Here is a 16,179-nt window from a genome sequence, read left to right as displayed (position 1 = left end):
GCCCCGCACCCACCCGGCAAGCGCCCCACCGCCGCGCACAAGCCACGAGAAGCGCTCTACAAAGCCGAGCCGGACCAGCAATGGGAAGCCGACCACGGAGTCGCGCCGATCATCCGGGCCAGGCGGCGCCGCCAAGAGCACGGGCCGGGCGCGGGCGTCATCGGTGCCGACCGGTAACCACCACTCTTGACATTCAAGATCCTCAATGTATGAATAGTGGCATGGGCTTTGTCGGTGCGGTTGTGAGTTCGTTGCTGGCGGTCACTTCCGGGATCACCCCGGTGGCGAGCGCTGCGGAGTTCGAGACAGCCGTGGCCGGCAACCCGTTCGTCGACGGATGGTATGCCGATCCGGACGTGGCGACGTACGGGGGACAGTATTGGGTCTATCCCACCTCGTCGCGCCCCTACGACCAGCAGACCTATCTCGACGCCTTCTCCTCCGAGGATCTGGTCCATTGGACCAAGCACCCGAAGGTGCTCACCACGGCGAACGTCTCCTGGGCGCGCCGAGCCGTTTGGGCGCCCGCCCCGGTGCAGCGCAACGGCAAGTACTACCTGTATTTCGGCGCCAATGACATTCAGAGCAACGCCGAGCTCGGCGGCATCGGAGTCGCGGTGGCCGACCGGCCCGAGGGTCCCTATGTGGATGCCATCGGCAAGCCGTTGATCGGGCAGTTCGTCAACGGTGCCCAGCCTATCGATCAAGACGTGTTCGTTGACGACGACGGCCAGGCCTACATGTATTACGGCGGCTGGCAACACGCCAATGTGGTCAAGCTGAACAGCGACATGACCAGCCTCGGCACCTTCGCCGACGGGTCGACCTACAAGGAGATCACGCCGCCGAACTACACCGAGGGTTCGCAGGTCTTCAAGCGCAATGGCAAGTACTACCTGATGTGGTCCGAGGGTGGGTGGACCGGACCGGACTACTCGGTTTCGTACGCCATCGCCGACAGCCCGCTGGGCCCCTTCACCAGGGGCGAGAAGATCCTCACCCAGGATGCGGCGGTGGCGAAGGGCTCGGGGCACAATGCGGTGCTCAATCTGCCCGGCACCAACACGTGGTACATCTTCTATCACCGCCGCCCGCTCAGCGAGACCGACGGTAATCATCGTCAGGTCGCCTATGACCGGATGCGCTTCAACGCCGACGGCACCATTCAGCACATTGTCATGGGCGTGCAGGACAACTTCGCCGACAACAACGCGGTGGGCTGGAAAACGTACGGCTCCACCTGGTCGGCCGCCGGCGGTTCCTACCGGGCCACCGCCTCAGCCGGCGGAAAGGCGCTGCTGGACACCAATTTCACCAACGCCACCTACGACACCGACGTCACGATTACGTCCGGCAACGGCGATGCCGGTGTGGTGTTCCGGGCGACCCAGGCGACCGTGGGCACCGATGCGTACCGCGGCTACTACGCCGGCTTGACCACCGCCGGCCGTGTCGTTCTCGGCAAGGCCAACAACAACTGGACCCCGTTGGCCGGCGCACCGGTGACCCTGCAACGCGGAGTCGCCTGCCACCTGCGGATCCAGGCGATCGGCACAAGCATCAAGGTGTACGTGAACAACGCGGCCACCCCGTCGATCTCGGTCACCGACACCAGCTTCGCCAGCGGCGCGAACGGCGTCCGGGTCTTCAACACCGCAGCGGCCTTCGACAACGTGGCGGTAACCCGCTGAGACGCCTCAAATTACTCGGGTGTAGTTTCCCGGTAGCGCTCGCACCCACCCTGACCTGCGGCGTAGCGTCCCCGGAGTGGAGACGATCATCGAGTCGGCGATGCAGACGCCGGACGGCTGGCGGGTGGAAGTGGTCCGCCGCGGCACCACCCGCTGGTACCGGATCGTGCACGGCGACGACGAGATCGACTGGCTCTCCATCGCCGGCGTCCACCGCATCCTTGCCGATGCCGGCGTCGACCTGGCCGACCTCACCGAGGCCGCCTGACCCCGGCACCCCGGCCGGCAATCGTGGCGGGCATCACTCTTTCGTAAGGCCCCGCGCATCGTTGACTCGGTCATGAGCACACAGGCACAAATCCTCGACACCTCGCTCCTCGTCTGGGACAAGGAAGCCGCCTCCGGCCAGCACGACGTGCCCGCCGACCTCACCTGGGGCACCGTCCGCCTCGGCGGCGAAGCGGTCCTGCGCAAGGCCGAGGTGCTCGTCGACCTGACCGAGCGCTTTCCGGCAGTCCAAGCCATCCTCGTCCACGACGCCGGCTACCAGCAAGGCGTCGACCTGGCCCGCAAACTAACGGGCCGCGAAGCCGCCGCTTGATCACTGTTGCGGGGTCGCAGAAACGCTCGGCCCCGCAATAGTCAAGCAAGCTCCCGTACTGCCGGAGCAAACTGTTCAGCTTGCGGAGCTTGTCGATCGTGCCGTCCGGCGGCGGATCGGGCTTGAAATGCATGACGTCGTTGCGGATGTGCCGGATCTCGTTGAGGCGTTCGATGAATGCTGCGCGGTCAAGCGGCCAGCCGAGTCTGCTCCAGATGGCCGAGGCGCTGAGCACCCGCTGGTAGTCACCCATCGAGAGTTCGTCGAAGGACCGGACAGGTCCTTTGCAGAGGGTTCCGACCTCGTCCAGGTCGAGATTGCGAGCGATGACCCGGCGCAGGCTGCGGTCCAACTCCCCGATCTGGAAGAAGGGCAGCGCCATCTGGCCGTAAGCCCGCACTCGCCCATTCGGCGTCACCTCGGCGGAATGCGTGTCCCCCACGCGCTTACGCACAAAGCGGAGTTTCGCCCCTGGCCGCAGCAGGTTCGCATCGAGAAGATCGCGAACCTGCACGCGTCGCCCGCGCAACAGGTACATCGACCTCTGCACCGGAATGTGCTGCCCAGCACCTATATCGTCGTTCATAGCTGCCGGCCCGCTAGCCCTGCCGCAACGCGGCATGCTTAGCGCGGGCAACCACAGTGATGTTCAGGATCTTTCTGGCCAGCTCGTCCATGGTTCCCTTATCCGGTATTTGCAGCGCCTTGGCGACCAGTTTCAAATTTGGCGCGGTGATCTTCCCGCGTTTGAGAAGTCCCGCGACATCATCGACTTTTTCGGCGGCGCGCAGCTTCGTGACGACCGCATCGGCGTCGAACGGCTCGGCGGATCCCGCTGTTCGTTTCCGCGGTGTTGTGGCAGAAGGAGGGGCGACGGGGGTCGAGGGAACTTGCATCGGCGCCGGATGATGGTTCAGCTCTGCGGGCGATGACGTTGCCAGGACAAGACGGCCGTCAGCAAGGGCGGCCAGATCATCGACACCCAGGCCGGCCAGGAAGGTGGTCACGCGCGCTTGCAATTGGAGAAGAAGGACAAGATCGCTCACCGTACGCTGCCCGCCTCGACGCCCTCGAGAATTTCCGTTGTCAGCGTTTGAAACTCGGCCACCACTTCATCGGTGACCGGTGCCCGCAGCACCGCCGGCACACCGCTCTCCCCTGCGTCTCCGAAGTAACGCGGGCTGTCCCGCATCGTGCCCGCGAGAACGGGCATCTGACTGTTCTGCCGGATCTCTTCGATGTAGTACTGCTGCGTGCCGATGGGTTTGCTGGCGTAGATCTTGACCATGGTGAAGATGACGCCCAGGAACCGGGTTTCGATCGTTTGGTCGCCGGCCCTTCCCGGCGTCCCGTGATTGACGTAGTCGTTGTACTCCGAGACCAGGTCATCACAGTTGCCGACCAGGTACTGGATGCCAAGCGTCGACAGGTAGTCGGCTTTTGCGGGCACCAGGACGTAGTCGCTGGCGACAATGGCGGTCTTTGTCACCAAGCCGAAGTTGGGCGCACAATCGATTAGCACGACGTCGTACTCCTGGAAGGCCTCATGGCGCAGCGCTCGCGCCAGACAGCCGTGCAGATCGAGGAATTTGCGTTTGGACTCACCCAGGGTGGTGCCCCCGCCGAGGCGAGCCGCGAGGCGCAGGTCGATGTCGATCAGCTTGAGGTGCGACGAGATCAGGTCAAGACGGCCCCCGGTATCCGCCAGTTGGGCGTTGACCAGCGGAGGCGTGACGATCAGCTCATGCAGGTCGACTTCGCGACCGGGGGCATCACCCTCGTACCAGCGCATGATGGTCGTGTCTTTACGCAGATCTTCGCGCCACTGCTCGACCGAGTAGAAGGAGAACGTGAGATTGGCCTGGGGGTCGAGATCAACCAGGAGGACCTTGCGTCCTCGTCCGGCGATCTCGGCCCCCAGATTGGCGGTCAGCGTCGTCTTACCGACGGCGCCTTTGTAATTCATGACGGCGATGACCTGCATGCGGCTCCCCGAAGATCGGCAGGCGGACATCGCGACACCAAGCGCAGACCCGGTCAAAGGAAACGCCTGTCAACTTGGCGACTTCCGCCGTTCGCGCGAATCTGAAGGGCTTGTCAAAATGGCCAACCGTATGACCGGATCCTTCGTATTGCCGGTCGAACAGCTACTCGGAACACACGTCCGACGACGGTTCGGCAAAAACGGCCTGGAATTTTGGCACGTCTGCACGCCTCTGTCCACTTCACACTAACGGCTGAAATTGACGTACCTTCAGGATCTTGCGTCCGGCTTGCCGCTGGCTCTCACTGATCAGGCCTGAATGTTTTCCAGGTCATCGAGCAGACTCGGGTGCTTCGGCTCCCAGCCCAGCCCCTCCCGCGTCCCCGCGCTCGTCGACGGTTGATCGGTCGCGAAGATCTCGCCGAGTGGCCCGAAGGTCTCCACCGGCACATTTTCCACCGGCAGTCCGAGCCGCCGCCCGATGACCTCGGCGATGTCGCGGACCGTGTCGCCCTCGTCGGCCACGGCGTGCCAGGCGGTTCCGGCCGGGGCCGATTCCAGGACCAGGCGGAACAGGACCGCTGCGTCGAGGGCGTGCACGGCGGGCCAGCGCTGGGTGCCGTCGCCCGGGTAGCCGGATACGCCGTTGGCGCGGGCGATTTCGGTCAGCAGGCCCGCGAAGCCACCGGTGCCCCGGTTGTGCACGGTGCGGGGCAGGCGGACCGAGGCGCTTCGCACGCCCCGGGAGGACGATGCCAAGATCCGGTTTACGGTACGTCCACGGCCCCCGACTGGGCCGTCGGTGGGCAGCGGGTCGGCCTCGGTGGAGACCCGGCCCGGCACCCAGGGTGTGCCCGACACCGTGACGAACGGGCGGTCGCTGCCGGTCAGTTCCTCGCCCAGGGCCAGCATGGCGGCGCTCTCCTCGGCGACCGAGGCGGCGACGGCCTCGGCTGAGCTGAAGTCGTTGCTGAAGGCCAGGTGGATCACGCCGTCAGCCTGGGCGGCGCCGGCGCGCAGCACGTCAAGGTCGCCCAGGGATCCCCGCAGAACCTCGGCGCCGGCGGCTTCGGCGGCTTGGGCGGAGGCGTCGGAGCGGGCCAGGGCCAGGACGGTGTGGCCGTTGCCGAGCAGTTCGGCTACGACGGCGGAGCCGATCAGGCCGGTTCCGCCGGTGATGAAGATGCGCATGGGGTGTTCTCCCGGATGATGATGGGACTCTTGTCCCGTCACGCTAGCACGATGATGGGACAAAGGTCTCGTCACGTATGCTGAGGGTATGGCTCGATGGGAACCCGGGGCGCGTGAACGGCTGGTGCTGGCCGCCGTCGACCTGTTCGTCGAGCAGGGATACGACGCCACGACGGTTGCGCAGATCGCCGAGCGCGCCGGGGTCACCAAGAGCACGTTCTTCCGGCACTTCCCGGACAAGCGCGAGCTCTTGGTGGCCGGCCAGGAAGCCCTGAGCCAGCTGCTGGCCGCCGGGATCACCGAAGCCCCGGACGGCGCCAGCCCGATGGACGCGGTCGCGGCCGGCCTCGAGCGGGCGTCGAGTGCCATGGGACCGATGAATCGGGAACTCGGCCCGCGCCTGAAGGCCGCCGTGGCCACCAGCACCGAACTGCAGGAACGCGACGCCCTGAAAAGTGTCGGCCTCGCGGCAGCCATGACCGCCGCGCTGATTGCTCGCGGTGTGCCCGATCCGGTTGCGGCGCTGGCCGGCGAATTGGGGGTGCTCGCCTTCAAGCGCGGTTATGCCGAATGGTCGGAAGGCGAGCGTGACGTCAATGACGGGCTGGCACCGTACACATTGAATGCTCTCAAAGAACTGCGCGCCGCAAGCGCCTCGCTGGGCTGATCCCATGAAACTGCTGCTGCCGAACAGCATTGACCTCGAGGTGAGCGTGCCCGCCGAGGTTCATTCTCATGGGTACGACGTGAGCGAACCGATTCCCGAGGAGCACACCGACGCCGAGGCGCTGGTGGTGTGGGGCAACCCGGCGGGTCAGCTGGCCGATGCGGCCCGGCGGCTCGGACGGCTGCGATGGGTGCAAACGCTGGCCGCCGGGCCCGATGCCGTGCTGGCCGCCGGGTTCGATTCCGAGGTGATCATCACCGGGGGCACCGGGCTGCACGATTTGACGGTTGCCGAGCACACGCTGGCCCTTACGCTGGCCGCGGCGCGCCGGCTCAACCTGCTGACCCGGGCGCAGATCGGGCGCCGGTGGGCCGGGGAGCTGGGCGGACTTCAGCCCGTACGGGAAGAGGGAACTTTCCGGACGCTTCGCGGGGCGCGCGTGATGATCTGGGGCTTCGGCGGCATCGCGGCTTGCCTGGCACCGCATCTGGCGGCGCTGGGAGCGACGGTGACCGGTGTCGCGCGCACAGCAGGTGAGCGGCACGGCTTCCCGGTGGTCACGGCCGGTGACTTCCCGCGGTTACTGCCCGAAACCGATGTGCTGATCATGATTCTGCCGGCCACCGCGTCGACCGTGCGGGTCCTGGATGCGCAGGTGCTCGCCCTGCTGCCTGCGCACGCCTGGCTGATCAACGTGGGGCGCGGCGCCACTGTCGATGAGGATGCGCTGCTCACGGCGCTGCGCGCGGGACGGCTGGGCGGGGCGGCGCTGGACGTGTTCGCCACCGAGCCGTTGCCACCGGGGTCGGGCCTGTGGGACGAACCGTCGGTGATCATCAGTCCGCATGCCGCCGGGGGCCGCCCCCTTGGCGCGGCGGAACGGATCGCGGAGAACCTTCGCGCCCTGCTTTCCGGCGATCCGCTCAGCCACGTCGTTTCTTAAGCCGCCTTGGTGCTCAGCAGGTCACCGATTTGGGCGGCGCGTTCGGGGCCGTAGGCGTCGCGCAGGGTCTCGGCCGTCTGCTCGACCGACGCCGACGAGCCGAGGCCGGCGAGGATCTGCTGGTCGAGGCCGTCCTGCTCGGTACGGACCTCGGCGAGGCGGGTCAGCGCGGTCTGCACCTCGGGGTTGCTGGCCGCGAGATTGCGCCCGAGCGCCTCGACGGCAGCGGCGATGGCCTCGACCTTGCGGTGCAGCGAAGTGATGCTGATCCGGGCCCAGTCGGTGTTCTTGACCGCGTAGGTCAGCGCCGAGGCCGCCGTCATGTACCCGTTGTCGCTGCTGGTGGGTTTGCGAATGGTCTGGCCGCCGGTAGCGGTGTTGGTGTCGTACTCCTGAATGCGGTCCTGGTTCCAGCCGTCGTAGATCGCGTCCTTGCCGGACTGCGTCTTGAGCTGCTTGATGACCTCGGCGGCCACTTCGGCGGCGCTCGGCATGTCATCCTCCTCGGCGTCGAGCAGCCCCCACGGGCTGGTGTCGGATTCCTGGGCGGTGGTGTAGCGCGCGGAGAAATGCGCGTGCTCGGTGTGCGGGCTGGCGCCCGTGTACTGCCGGGCCGTCCAGCCCCACGAACGGGACCAGATCGTGCGGTTGTAGATGACGTTCTGCAACCGGTCGTCGCGGCCCTGCCGATGCCGGGTCACGATCACCTGCACACACCGGGTCATCGTCCAGCCGGACTTGCGCAAGTTGTTGTCCACATCGATCGCGTGGACCTCGTTCTTGTTGTCGGCATCCTCGTACGGTGTGTTGCCGGTCTCATCCGGGTTGTGATCCGATGAGGACGCGGCGTGCGAGGTGTCACCGATCGAGCCGTCGGACGCCTTGTCCCGGCCCGGGGCCAGCTTGTTGAACTCGTTTCGCAGGCTGACCAGGCAGGGCACCAAGATCCAGCTCGCCACGGTCACCTCTCCTTCTCACTCGGCCGGCGCGGGGGATGGCGCCGGCTGCAGTGCGGTTGGTGGACTTCCCCAACAGGTCGGGCGCCACGGGGTACCCCCATCTGGTCCATACGAATCCGATGTGTGCAACGTTCACCGCAAATGCCCGTTCACAGCAAAATGATCGTCGCGGCGTTCATCGCCCCGTGGACGACACACGGTCATCGACGGGCTCACCCCTGCAGGCGGTCAGCTACCCCGGCCACCTGCCGCCGGCCACCCAGGGCGACGGTGCGCCGGCAATTGGCCCTGGTCAGACGATGATTCCTGCGGGGACCGAGTAGCCGGCGTGCGGGTTGACCTCGGGGTCCTGGCCACCTGAGGTCACGCGCAAGTTGACCGTACCCCCATCAGTGGTCTTGATCTGCAATCCCGAAGGCGCAACCGGCATCCCCTTGTAGGTAGCCGGCACCCAGCTCGCAAAGCCCCCCGGCCGAGCCGACTCGCACAGATCAAGAGCCAGCTTGATCAGGTACGGAGCCGTGCCGAACTTCTCCCCCGTCGGCTCGGGCCCGGCAGTGGGAGCCGGCGCATCGGCCTTGACCCACAAGAACCCGTCGGTCTCCCAGCTGAACCGGACCCGAATCCCCGAAACAACCCCGTCATAGCGCTCAACCTTGGCAATGCCGGGATGCTGAGCGGCATTCAACAACTTCTCGAAAACGTCAAGGACCTCGCTGGACTGCATACCGCTATCCAACACTCAGCCCATGAGGACAATGCCAGAGGGCACCGTTCACATGTCTGTCATTTGCGGCTCAGCTGGCTTGCATCAACTACGTACCATCGATGTAGTGCGATCCTCTTCGGTGAGCCACCCTGACAATGAGCGCGCGGTGGACCTGCACATCGCCACGGTCTCCGAAGGCGGGAAGGGCGCCGGCGGCTGGGGGGCCGTCCTTCGGTGGGGTACAGCCGTCCGCGAGATCCAAGGCAACGAGCTGGCCACTTCCGGTTCTCGCGAACTCCAAATGCTTGCGGTAGCCACCGGACTGAGGGCGTTGACCCGTTCCGCGCCGGTCCGGCTGCACAGCGACCGCCCTGGGTTCGACCTCGCGCCTGGCATGTCGAGCCGGGTCTTCTGGGCTGGCCGGTCTCATGAGGACCCCGACGGCGCACGAGCCACAGCCCTGGCCGGCGACGCTTTACAGAAAGCCATCAAGCAGCTTGAGGCCCTGTGCATCCATGAGCTGACCACCCGTTCCTGCTGGCAGTGCCGCCCCCAAGCGGCCGGGCTCCCGGCCCGGGTGAAGGTCACCTCCGGCGGCCTCGTCTACCACTTGGACGAAGCCTGCCCCGCTCTGCACGATGGCTGGCGCAAGCTTGAGCGCCGCGGCGGCATCCGATCTTCTCTGGACTCGGTTCCGATGGTCGACGCTCTCGCCCGGGGCTTCGGTGCCTGCGAAGTCTGCGGCAGCGTCCGTTAAGCAGGATCGGATGGGACTTGAGGGGGTCGGGCGCTCACTGCCGCCCGCTGCCTCACGTGCGGCCGGTACGCGGAGGACCGGCGACGGGACTTGAACCCGCATCTCACCTTCGCGTGAAGTAACCGTTGCCTGCGCACCGGGCACTTGCATCCGGGGCTTTGGAGGCCCGCGTGACGTGGCCCTGGGGGTCGCCCCTGGACCACCGGAGTGGGCCGGACGTTACCCAAGCGAGCCGCCCCACAGTCATTCCGGGCGGCCCAGCCATCCGGTCAGCCCGTTAGCTGCGTCTATACCCGCCTTCAGCCGTCCCGGACGGCTGCGCTATCAGGTCGGAGGGCCGATGTGGCGTCGTGCTTCAGCAGCGGCTGTCACCTCGACGGCCGGGAGTCGAGAGTGGTCTTGTACAGGTCATCGTCCTCGGCGTCGACTGCCATCTGGTTAAGAGCGGGACGGCGTTCGATGCGGGTGCGTTCGGAGTAGTCGAGGATGTCGCGCAGCAGGACCCGGCGATGTCGGCCGCGCAGACTGTGCGGAATCTCGCCGTCGGTGAGCAGTCGGACCAGGGTGGGACGAGAGATGTTGAGCAGGTCGGCGGCTTCTTGGGTGGTCAGCATCGTGTTGTGCGAGGCACTCGAGATGGCCATGCCCTGGGACAGTGCCCCGACGACGTCTCGCAGCAATCCGTAGAGTTCGGTTGGGATGTCGAGCTGCAAACCGTCCGGACCCACCTGCGCGCCGATCCGCCTGACCACATGGTCCTAGAGTGAGCCGAACATTGCTCCATGCGAACCACCCGGCCACCGTCACCGGCGACCCGCTGACGGTTCGTTTGACCAGCTCACACGGCAATCGAGGTACGGCGTGAGCGTTGCCGGCGGTACCCTCGTTTGCTTGCCGGCGCCAACGTCCCGATCGCCAACGAGCGAGGCACGATCGCCCGGTCAGCCATTGACGAAGACAAATTCGCGCAATGCTTCATTCCAACCGGGCGTACGGCCAGGTCAAGTGCTACGTGGACCGAACGTGACACCGCGCGAACCGTCCTGCCGTGGTCAGCGGTGACCCGATGCGCTGTGGTCGGCGGCGTCAGGACGAACGACCAGCACGATCCCGCGCTCGGAGGCGATGCCTCGAGCCGATAGCCCCAGGAGGATGGTGATCCGGCTTTCGGGTTCGACCGGCGTGGATCGTCGGAATTACGATGGCGGGATGTTCGACGGTGAGTCGGCGGATGCGGCGCTGGAGCGGATCGACCTATGGGAGCGGTCTCTGGCTCGTCGTGCCGAGCAGGCACAAGAGTTGGCCCGGCGGACCTCGGAGATGACGGCCACCGCGCGTAGCCGTGACGGTCTGGTAGAGGTCACCGTTGACGCCGAGGGGCGGGTATCGTCCATTCACCTCGACGAACGCACGCGTCAGCAGTCGGCGGAGACTACCTCGCGTACGTTGATGGAGACTGTCCGCGCGGCGAGTTCGTCGCTGTTCAAGCAGCTCCAGGAGGTCACGGCCGAGACGGTCGGAGGGGACAGCGAGACCGGGCGGATGCTGGTGGCCGGGTTGCGCAGGCGGCTCGGGGAGCCCGATGAGTGACTCCGCCGCCTTCCAGGTCAACTCCGCGTCGCTTGTGTCGCACGCCGGTGAAGTTGACGGGATCGGGGACGGTTTGGCGTCCGCGGCCCACGCCGGGCAGACCGTGCTGACCGGCACCGGGGCGTACGGTCAGTTGTGCCAGTTCGTGCCGGCCCTGCTCAACGCCCTGCAGCAGGACATGGTCGACGGCATGAGCACGGCAGCCGATTCCGCCCATGAGACGGCGGACTCGTTGCGGTCGGTGGCCGGTTCCTACGACACGGCCGACGGCAACGCGGCCGACCGGCTCCGGAACACGCGATGATGCCGTTCCGGCCCCCGCTGGTGGCGGTCGCCAATACCGGTGGGAACACCGATCCCTGGGCCGGGGTGTGGATCGCCGAGGACATCGAGACAATCCTGGCCGGGATCAAAAGTGGCAGTTGGATCGACACCACGCTGGGGGCGGTCTCGGCCGGGCTGGACGCGTTGGCGTTCATCTCCGACCCGATCGGCAGCCTTCTTCAGTACGGCGTGGCGTGGATCCTCGAGCACGTCAAGCCGCTGTCCGAAGCGCTGGACTGGCTGGCCGGGGACCCGGGTCAGATCGCCGCGCACGCGCAGACGTGGCGCAACATCGCCGGAGCGTTGAAGGATCGGTCGGTCGATCTGGAGCGTGCGGTGCGCTGGGACACCGCGGAGTGGCAGGGCTCCGCCGCGGATGCCTACCGGACCTGGACCGGTCAGCAGAAAGATGCCGTCGCCGCGCTGGCCGGGGCGGCGGAGACGATGGCCGCCGTGACCGAAGGCGCCGGCATGCTGGTCGCGGGCGTCCGCATGATGGTCCGTGACGCGATCGCGGTCCTGGTGTCCCGGCTGATCACGTACGCGGCCGAGGAGGTTTTCAGCGTCGGTATCGCCACGCCGCTGGTGGTCGAGCAGGTCAGTACGCTGTGTGCGTCCTGGGGTGCGCGGATCGCGAAGTGGCTGCGTGGCCTGGTGAACAGCCTGGAACGCCTGCGTGGCCTGACCGGCAATCTCGGCGACGCCATCGAGGCCATCAAAAAACTGCTCACCCGCCTGCGCAAAGCCCATGACAACGGCCGGACCAGCCCGTCCGGGAAGCCCGATCCGGGCCGCAAGCCCAGCGGACGACGCACGGACGCCCACCCGACCAAGAAAAGGGACCGCGCGAAGCGACGCGAGAACGAATCCGCCGACGTGCTTTCTCAGAACGGCTTCGACGTCGAGCAGAACCCGCCGCCGAAGCCAAACGGCAAGGAACCGGACTACAAGATCGAGGGTCAGTACTTCGACTGCTATTCGCCGGAAACAGGCAATCTCGACAATATTCGCGTGAAATTAAGTGAAAAGGTCTCCGAAGATCAAGCCAACCGATTGATACTGAATATGGACGACACGCCGGCTGCGATTGACGATGTGGCAGCAATGCTGCGCCGCAAGCCCATCGGTGATCTCAAGGAGTTGCTTGTGGTCAAGGACGGTAAAGTAGTTTCACTCTTTCCCTTCGGTGAGTGACGGAAATGGCTGAAGAATATGATTGGCGCGGCGATACCGCCGTGGATGTTTCCGACCTACGCCGGTTCATTGCAGCCGCGACCGGCGGCGAGTTGCGTGACGACGACACCATCTTTTTGCCCGGTATGTACGTGACCTCGCGTCAGCCGGCCGGTGACGAGGTCAACCCCGCCATGCGGCTCTTCGGCTTCGATGACCGATTCAGTGCCACTTTTCGCTTCTCGTCGCGCGTCGATCAGAAGACCTCGGCGCATGCCGCCTCCCTGATGGTCCATGCGGTCATAGCTTTTGCGCTTCAGCGCGAGGGCCGAGGTGTCCTACTGTTCAACGGAGAGACCGCCGTCCTGCAATACGACGGTAGCGACGTGGTCCTGGACGCCGAGTGGGAAGACTGGTCCGAAAACAGCGAAATCGCACCGCTGCTGACTCAGTTCGCTACGCAAGTACTTCCGCAGCCGCTCCTTTGACCTGCCGCCCTTGACGGAGCAAAAGGACGCCCACGCGGACAAAGCCGACCGTGGGGTCCGGTGGTCGCCCCGGAGTCAGTACCGTGGGCCGGACGTTGCACCATGCGAACCGCCCGATCATCGTCATCGGCGATTCGTTGCCGGGACGTTTGGCCACCTCAAGGGGTATTCAGCCAGCCCGTTAGCCTGATTTACACCTTCCTCAGTCGCCTCGGACGGCTGCACTACCAGGCCGGCGGACGAAGATGACGTCGTACTTCAGCCGCGAATCTGGGCACGCCGGTGCGCTGTAGAAGGACGAGGATCTCCGGCACGGTGTTCGGCGCTCGCCGATAGGACGCGGCCTGGTGACGGAGCACGTCCAGGGTCAGGCCGGGGTAGAGATCGAGTCGGTCGAGGAGGAAGTCGTCGGGGTGGATGGCGGCGATGTCGTAGGGCTTGAGAGCCGGCTCGGGGAAGTCGCTGAGGTTGAAGGAGATAGGTCATACCCGGCGCACAACCAGCCCCGGCTTGACCTCCGCCGCAGCCCCGAGCTGTGTGATGTCGCCCGGATCGCTGGTGAACACGATTGCACCGTGGGCCAACGCTACTGTGACGACCGCAGCGTCGACGACATCACGGGTGCCGGCCTTGCCACACAGAACTCCTGCCGCCTTTGCCGTCTCCATACCGATCGGGACGATCTCACAGCTGTGCAGGAATCTACCTAGTTGCACCTGGCGGCGGGCATCACGCCACGCCTGGGCTACGACAACGGCGGGGAGCAGCAAACGGCGCCCCTCTTCGAGAGCCAGGTGATGAATCACCCACATACGCCGGTCGTTACCTTCGACGGCCAGCAGCACACCGGCGTCGTACACGTACGGAACACTCACGCCGCCGCCGGCCCGGAGACGTCGAAAGCTTCCGCGTCGGCCGCAGCCATCTCGGCCCGCGCTGCCGCGAGTTCCTCCAGCGTGAACGCCCCATGCTCGGCCTGCCAGTCGGACACGACTTTTCGTCCTACCCGCCGTCGCAGCTCGCTCTCCGCCGCGCTGGCCACCAGCCGCGACAGCGGCACCCCATCCTCACGCGCCGCCGAACCGAGAGCCTCGACCAGCTCTTCCGGGAGAGTCACCGTCACCTTCTTCACAGCCATACAATCACCATACTCTTGTATGGCGTTCCACCTGGGTAATGGTCCGGCATGCCCAATAGACGGCCAGCCACACCTATGACTATAGGCGCACGACAAGCGCGATTGCCATGCAGACGCCGCGACGCCAGTTGACATGGAAGATCATCGTGGCAGCGCAAGCCATCGAATCGGGTCGGCCTTAATGCCACGCGCCATCGAATCCGGGATCAGCCGTCCGAAGAAAGGCAACGCTCGCCGGCGGCGACCGGTCGAAGGCAAGGCAACGGCGCCGACATCCTCGCGTCAGCGAGAAGCGCGAGCCGCGACGGCCCGAACAGGGTGCCCACCGTAACGGGGGGTCTGGGGGGGTTGCCCCCCCAAGACAAGTGAAGTGGGGCGGGCGGGACTCGAACCCGCGACCGAGGGATTATGAGTCCCCTGCTCTAACCCACTGAGCTACCGCCCCTTACCGGCGGCGATCCTAACCTGTGGGGTGCGGGTCGAGCCAGCGATCTATTCTTCCTCGGCGGTTACCGTGCCTGTCGGCGGGGCTTCCGCTTCTTTTTCTCCGGTGTCGGTGACCAGGCCGGGGGCCATGCTGCCGCCGTGCGCCTCCTGGGCCGGGTGCTCCTCATCGGGATCGCCGGCGGTGGCGTGCTCATTTTCAGGGTCCATAGAGCCAGGATTACCCCTGCACGGCCCCGGTGAAAGCCCCCAGGTCCGACAGAACCGCCCCGGCCGTACGCCAGCCGCTGGCCAGCGCGCCCTGGATGGACGGGCTGTCGCGGTGGTCCCCCGCCACGAACAGGCCGTCGCCCAGGGATACCGGCTTTCGCAGGTTGGCTTGGGGCACCGGGGCGGCCGGGAGGGCGTACGGGATGGGCACTGTCTCCAGTAGTTCCCACTCATCGGTGGGGGTGCCGTAGATGCGGGCCAGTTCCACCCGGATCACCGCCTCCGACGCACCGGAGGGGGCCGCTACGCCGACTGCGGACGCGGCGATCAGGGACTTGCCGGCGGGGGCGTACTCGGGGGCTGCGTTGGACATCACGATGGTGTTGGCGATGATTTCGCGGCGGTCGCCGTCGAGCAGCAGTGTGGGTTCGTCGATGGGGGCGTGCGGGGCGCCGAAATAGTACGTGGTCAGGCCGTGCATGTCGGGCCTGGGCAGGGCGGGCAGCAGGGTGGCGACGGTGACCGGGTCGGTGGCCACGATGATGGCCCGGCAGCGGATCTCGCCACCCTCGGTGACCACCATGCCGGGGCCCAGCGACAGCACCGGGGCGTTGATGAGCAACTGCGGGAACGGCAGTGGGCCGGCGATCGCCGCGGGCAGGGCCGCCATGCCGGTCGCGGGGACGCCGATGCGGCCGCGGGCGAAGGAGCGCAGGATCATCGCGAGCACATGGCTCGAGGTGTCCAGCGAGCGGTCGGCCAGCACCCCGGACAGGAACGGTCGCAGCACTTCCTCGATGATCCGGTGCGAGAGACCGGCTTTACGCAGCGCCTCTTGCGTGGTGGTCTCCCGGCCGTTCAGAAGCCGTTTCGGATCGTACGTGGCACAGCGCGCCGCCAGCGCCGCGAACTTGAGCCGGTCGGCCAGCGTTCCCACCCCGCTGCCGAGCGTCTGCGGTGCGGTGAGCGGGTCGCGGAGCGGATTCTCCAGACGGTGCAGCCGGTCACCGCGGCGCACGAGCACCCCGGAGGTGAAGTAGCGCATGTCCAGGGCGTCGATGTCGACCAGCGCCGGAACCCTCGGGTACGCGGTGTTGAGCACCTGGAAACCCCGGTCGAGGTGCCAGCCGTCGACGACGTCGGTGGCGACCCGGCCGCCGATGCGGTCGGAGGCTTCGACGAGCAGCCATTCGATGCCGGCGCGGTCCAGGCGTCGGGCAGCGGCAAGCCCGGCGAGACCGCCGCCGATGATGACGACGTCCACCTCAACCGGCTGCTCCACACGCACCTCACCAGGGGACGAACAACGC

20 protein-coding genes, 1 tRNA gene and 1 pseudogene are annotated in these 16,179 nt (G+C 66.4%); 10 read left to right on the top strand and 12 right to left on the bottom strand.

Features of this window, described 5'->3' with window-relative positions; all coding sequences use genetic code 11:
• Window positions 1-242 precede the first annotated feature (242 nt).
• The 3 genes from TFC3_RS07975 to TFC3_RS07965 all read left to right on the top strand — a co-directional run bounded on the left by TFC3_RS07975 (window position 243) and on the right by TFC3_RS07965 (window position 2,292).
• The gene (locus tag TFC3_RS07975) at window positions 243-1,691 is read left to right on the top strand and encodes a family 43 glycosylhydrolase (protein ID WP_236718028.1); all 1,449 of its coding nucleotides are present in this window, start codon (window positions 243-245) and stop codon (window positions 1,689-1,691) included.
• Between the two features lie 76 nt (window positions 1,692-1,767).
• Window positions 1,768-1,959 carry a hypothetical protein gene (locus TFC3_RS07970; RefSeq protein ID WP_067497521.1) on the top strand — a complete coding sequence of 64 codons (192 nt, stop codon included), beginning with the start codon at window positions 1,768-1,770 and terminating at the stop codon, window positions 1,957-1,959.
• A 72-nt stretch (window positions 1,960-2,031) separates the two neighbouring features.
• Window positions 2,032-2,292: a hypothetical protein gene (locus TFC3_RS07965; protein WP_067497518.1), complete on the top strand. Its 261-nt coding sequence runs from the start codon at window positions 2,032-2,034 to the stop codon at window positions 2,290-2,292.
• A 394-nt stretch (window positions 2,293-2,686) separates the two neighbouring features.
• On the opposite strand, the pseudogene TFC3_RS40405 reads toward TFC3_RS07965, so the two are convergent.
• The 4 genes and pseudogenes from TFC3_RS40405 to TFC3_RS07950 form a co-directional block, all read right to left on the bottom strand.
• Window positions 2,687-2,830 (bottom strand): annotated as a pseudogene (locus TFC3_RS40405) (hypothetical protein); the annotation flags it as partial.
• A 61-nt stretch (window positions 2,831-2,891) separates the two neighbouring features.
• Window positions 2,892-3,338, bottom strand: a complete 447-nt coding sequence (locus tag TFC3_RS07960) for a hypothetical protein (RefSeq protein WP_153040140.1) — start codon at window positions 3,336-3,338, stop codon at window positions 2,892-2,894.
• Window positions 3,335-4,276: a ParA family protein gene (locus TFC3_RS07955; RefSeq protein ID WP_067497513.1), complete on the bottom strand. Its 942-nt coding sequence runs from the start codon at window positions 4,274-4,276 to the stop codon at window positions 3,335-3,337. The genes TFC3_RS07960 and TFC3_RS07955 overlap by 4 nt, the downstream gene beginning before the upstream one ends.
• Window positions 4,277-4,585: 309 nt before the next feature.
• Window positions 4,586-5,467 carry an SDR family oxidoreductase gene (locus tag TFC3_RS07950; RefSeq protein ID WP_067497511.1) on the bottom strand — a complete coding sequence of 294 codons (882 nt, stop codon included), beginning with the start codon at window positions 5,465-5,467 and terminating at the stop codon, window positions 4,586-4,588.
• A gap of 124 nt (window positions 5,468-5,591) precedes the next feature.
• Between TFC3_RS07950 and TFC3_RS07945 the strand changes: the two genes are divergently transcribed.
• Window positions 5,592-6,134, top strand: coding sequence for a TetR/AcrR family transcriptional regulator (locus tag TFC3_RS07945; RefSeq protein WP_236718027.1), 543 nt, complete (start codon window positions 5,592-5,594; stop codon window positions 6,132-6,134).
• Window positions 6,135-6,138: 4 nt separating this feature from the next.
• Window positions 6,139-7,077 carry a phosphoglycerate dehydrogenase gene (locus TFC3_RS07940; RefSeq protein ID WP_067497505.1) on the top strand — a complete coding sequence of 313 codons (939 nt, stop codon included), beginning with the start codon at window positions 6,139-6,141 and terminating at the stop codon, window positions 7,075-7,077.
• On the opposite strand, the gene TFC3_RS07935 is transcribed toward TFC3_RS07940, so the two are convergent.
• Window positions 7,074-8,036 carry a hypothetical protein gene (locus tag TFC3_RS07935; RefSeq protein WP_153040139.1) on the bottom strand — a complete coding sequence of 321 codons (963 nt, stop codon included), beginning with the start codon at window positions 8,034-8,036 and terminating at the stop codon, window positions 7,074-7,076. The genes TFC3_RS07940 and TFC3_RS07935 overlap by 4 nt on opposite strands.
• Window positions 8,037-8,328: 292 nt before the next feature.
• A complete protein-coding gene (locus tag TFC3_RS07930) occupies window positions 8,329-8,763 on the bottom strand; it encodes a hypothetical protein (RefSeq protein WP_067497499.1) in 435 nt (144 codons plus the stop codon).
• A gap of 106 nt (window positions 8,764-8,869) precedes the next feature.
• Between TFC3_RS07930 and TFC3_RS07925 the strand changes: the two genes are divergently transcribed.
• Window positions 8,870-9,502: a hypothetical protein gene (locus tag TFC3_RS07925; protein ID WP_153040138.1), complete on the top strand. Its 633-nt coding sequence runs from the start codon at window positions 8,870-8,872 to the stop codon at window positions 9,500-9,502.
• Window positions 9,503-9,870: 368 nt separating this feature from the next.
• Here the strand turns inward: TFC3_RS07925 and TFC3_RS07920 are convergent, their stop codons facing one another.
• The gene (locus TFC3_RS07920) at window positions 9,871-10,254 is read right to left on the bottom strand and encodes a helix-turn-helix domain-containing protein (protein ID WP_082771921.1); all 384 of its coding nucleotides are present in this window, start codon (window positions 10,252-10,254) and stop codon (window positions 9,871-9,873) included.
• A 457-nt stretch (window positions 10,255-10,711) separates the two neighbouring features.
• Here TFC3_RS07920 and TFC3_RS07915 point away from each other — a divergent pair, with 457 nt between their 5' ends.
• Genes TFC3_RS07915 through TFC3_RS07900 form a run of 4 tightly spaced genes read left to right on the top strand, consistent with a single transcriptional unit; the run spans window position 10,712 to window position 13,077 of the window.
• Window positions 10,712-11,092 (top strand): YbaB/EbfC family nucleoid-associated protein, encoded by a 381-nt coding sequence (locus tag TFC3_RS07915; protein ID WP_067506203.1) that lies wholly within the window; start codon window positions 10,712-10,714, stop codon window positions 11,090-11,092.
• Window positions 11,085-11,396, top strand: coding sequence for a type VII secretion target (locus TFC3_RS07910; RefSeq protein WP_067497493.1), 312 nt, complete (start codon window positions 11,085-11,087; stop codon window positions 11,394-11,396). The genes TFC3_RS07915 and TFC3_RS07910 overlap by 8 nt, the downstream gene beginning before the upstream one ends.
• Window positions 11,393-12,610, top strand: coding sequence for a hypothetical protein (locus TFC3_RS07905; RefSeq protein WP_067497491.1), 1,218 nt, complete (start codon window positions 11,393-11,395; stop codon window positions 12,608-12,610). Before TFC3_RS07910 ends, TFC3_RS07905 begins: the two co-directional genes overlap by 4 nt.
• Before the next feature lie 5 nt (window positions 12,611-12,615).
• A complete protein-coding gene (locus TFC3_RS07900; RefSeq protein ID WP_067497488.1) occupies window positions 12,616-13,077 on the top strand; it encodes a SitI3 family protein in 462 nt (153 codons plus the stop codon).
• Window positions 13,078-13,559: 482 nt separating this feature from the next.
• Here the strand turns inward: TFC3_RS07900 and TFC3_RS07895 are convergent, their stop codons facing one another.
• The 5 genes from TFC3_RS07895 to TFC3_RS07880 all read right to left on the bottom strand — a co-directional run bounded on the left by TFC3_RS07895 (window position 13,560) and on the right by TFC3_RS07880 (window position 16,151).
• Entirely contained in the window at window positions 13,560-13,952 is a 393-nt protein-coding gene (locus TFC3_RS07895) for a PIN domain-containing protein (RefSeq protein ID WP_067497485.1), read from the bottom strand.
• A complete protein-coding gene (locus TFC3_RS07890) occupies window positions 13,949-14,215 on the bottom strand; it encodes a hypothetical protein (protein WP_067497482.1) in 267 nt (88 codons plus the stop codon). Before TFC3_RS07890 ends, TFC3_RS07895 begins: the two co-directional genes overlap by 4 nt.
• A gap of 371 nt (window positions 14,216-14,586) precedes the next feature.
• A tRNA-Ile gene (locus tag TFC3_RS07885) sits at window positions 14,587-14,660 on the bottom strand.
• 47 nt (window positions 14,661-14,707) lie between these two features.
• Entirely contained in the window at window positions 14,708-14,869 is a 162-nt protein-coding gene (locus TFC3_RS37850; protein ID WP_161952550.1) for a hypothetical protein, read from the bottom strand.
• A gap of 10 nt (window positions 14,870-14,879) precedes the next feature.
• A complete protein-coding gene (locus TFC3_RS07880) occupies window positions 14,880-16,151 on the bottom strand; it encodes an NAD(P)/FAD-dependent oxidoreductase (protein WP_067497479.1) in 1,272 nt (423 codons plus the stop codon).
• Window positions 16,152-16,179 lie beyond the last annotated feature (28 nt).

Origin of the sequence: Actinoplanes sp. TFC3 (assembly GCF_001553785.1) — a bacterium.
Taxonomy (GTDB): domain Bacteria; phylum Actinomycetota; class Actinomycetes; order Mycobacteriales; family Micromonosporaceae; genus Actinoplanes.
Note: the sequence above shows the minus strand (reverse complement) of the source record. Positions and strands in the feature narration are given on the sequence as shown.

Bases quoted from the DNA above. Each gene is read 5' to 3' on its own strand.
- TFC3_RS07930 (WP_067497499.1), bottom strand. From the start codon at position 8,763: ATGCAGTCCAGCGAGGTCCTTGACGTTTTCGAGAAGTTGTTGAATGCC.
- TFC3_RS07910 (WP_067497493.1), top strand. From the start codon at position 11,085: ATGAGTGACTCCGCCGCCTTCCAGGTCAACTCCGCGTCGCTTGTGTCG.
- TFC3_RS07915 (WP_067506203.1), top strand. From the start codon at position 10,712: ATGTTCGACGGTGAGTCGGCGGATGCGGCGCTGGAGCGGATCGACCTA.
- TFC3_RS07940 (WP_067497505.1), top strand. From the start codon at position 6,139: ATGAAACTGCTGCTGCCGAACAGCATTGACCTCGAGGTGAGCGTGCCC.
- TFC3_RS07965 (WP_067497518.1), top strand. From the start codon at position 2,032: ATGAGCACACAGGCACAAATCCTCGACACCTCGCTCCTCGTCTGGGAC.
- TFC3_RS07900 (WP_067497488.1), top strand. From the start codon at position 12,616: ATGGCTGAAGAATATGATTGGCGCGGCGATACCGCCGTGGATGTTTCC.
- TFC3_RS07905 (WP_067497491.1), top strand. From the start codon at position 11,393: ATGATGCCGTTCCGGCCCCCGCTGGTGGCGGTCGCCAATACCGGTGGG.
- TFC3_RS37850 (WP_161952550.1), bottom strand. From the start codon at position 14,869: ATGGACCCTGAAAATGAGCACGCCACCGCCGGCGATCCCGATGAGGAG.
- TFC3_RS07950 (WP_067497511.1), bottom strand. From the start codon at position 5,467: ATGCGCATCTTCATCACCGGCGGAACCGGCCTGATCGGCTCCGCCGTC.
- TFC3_RS07890 (WP_067497482.1), bottom strand. From the start codon at position 14,215: ATGGCTGTGAAGAAGGTGACGGTGACTCTCCCGGAAGAGCTGGTCGAG.
- TFC3_RS07955 (WP_067497513.1), bottom strand. From the start codon at position 4,276: ATGCAGGTCATCGCCGTCATGAATTACAAAGGCGCCGTCGGTAAGACG.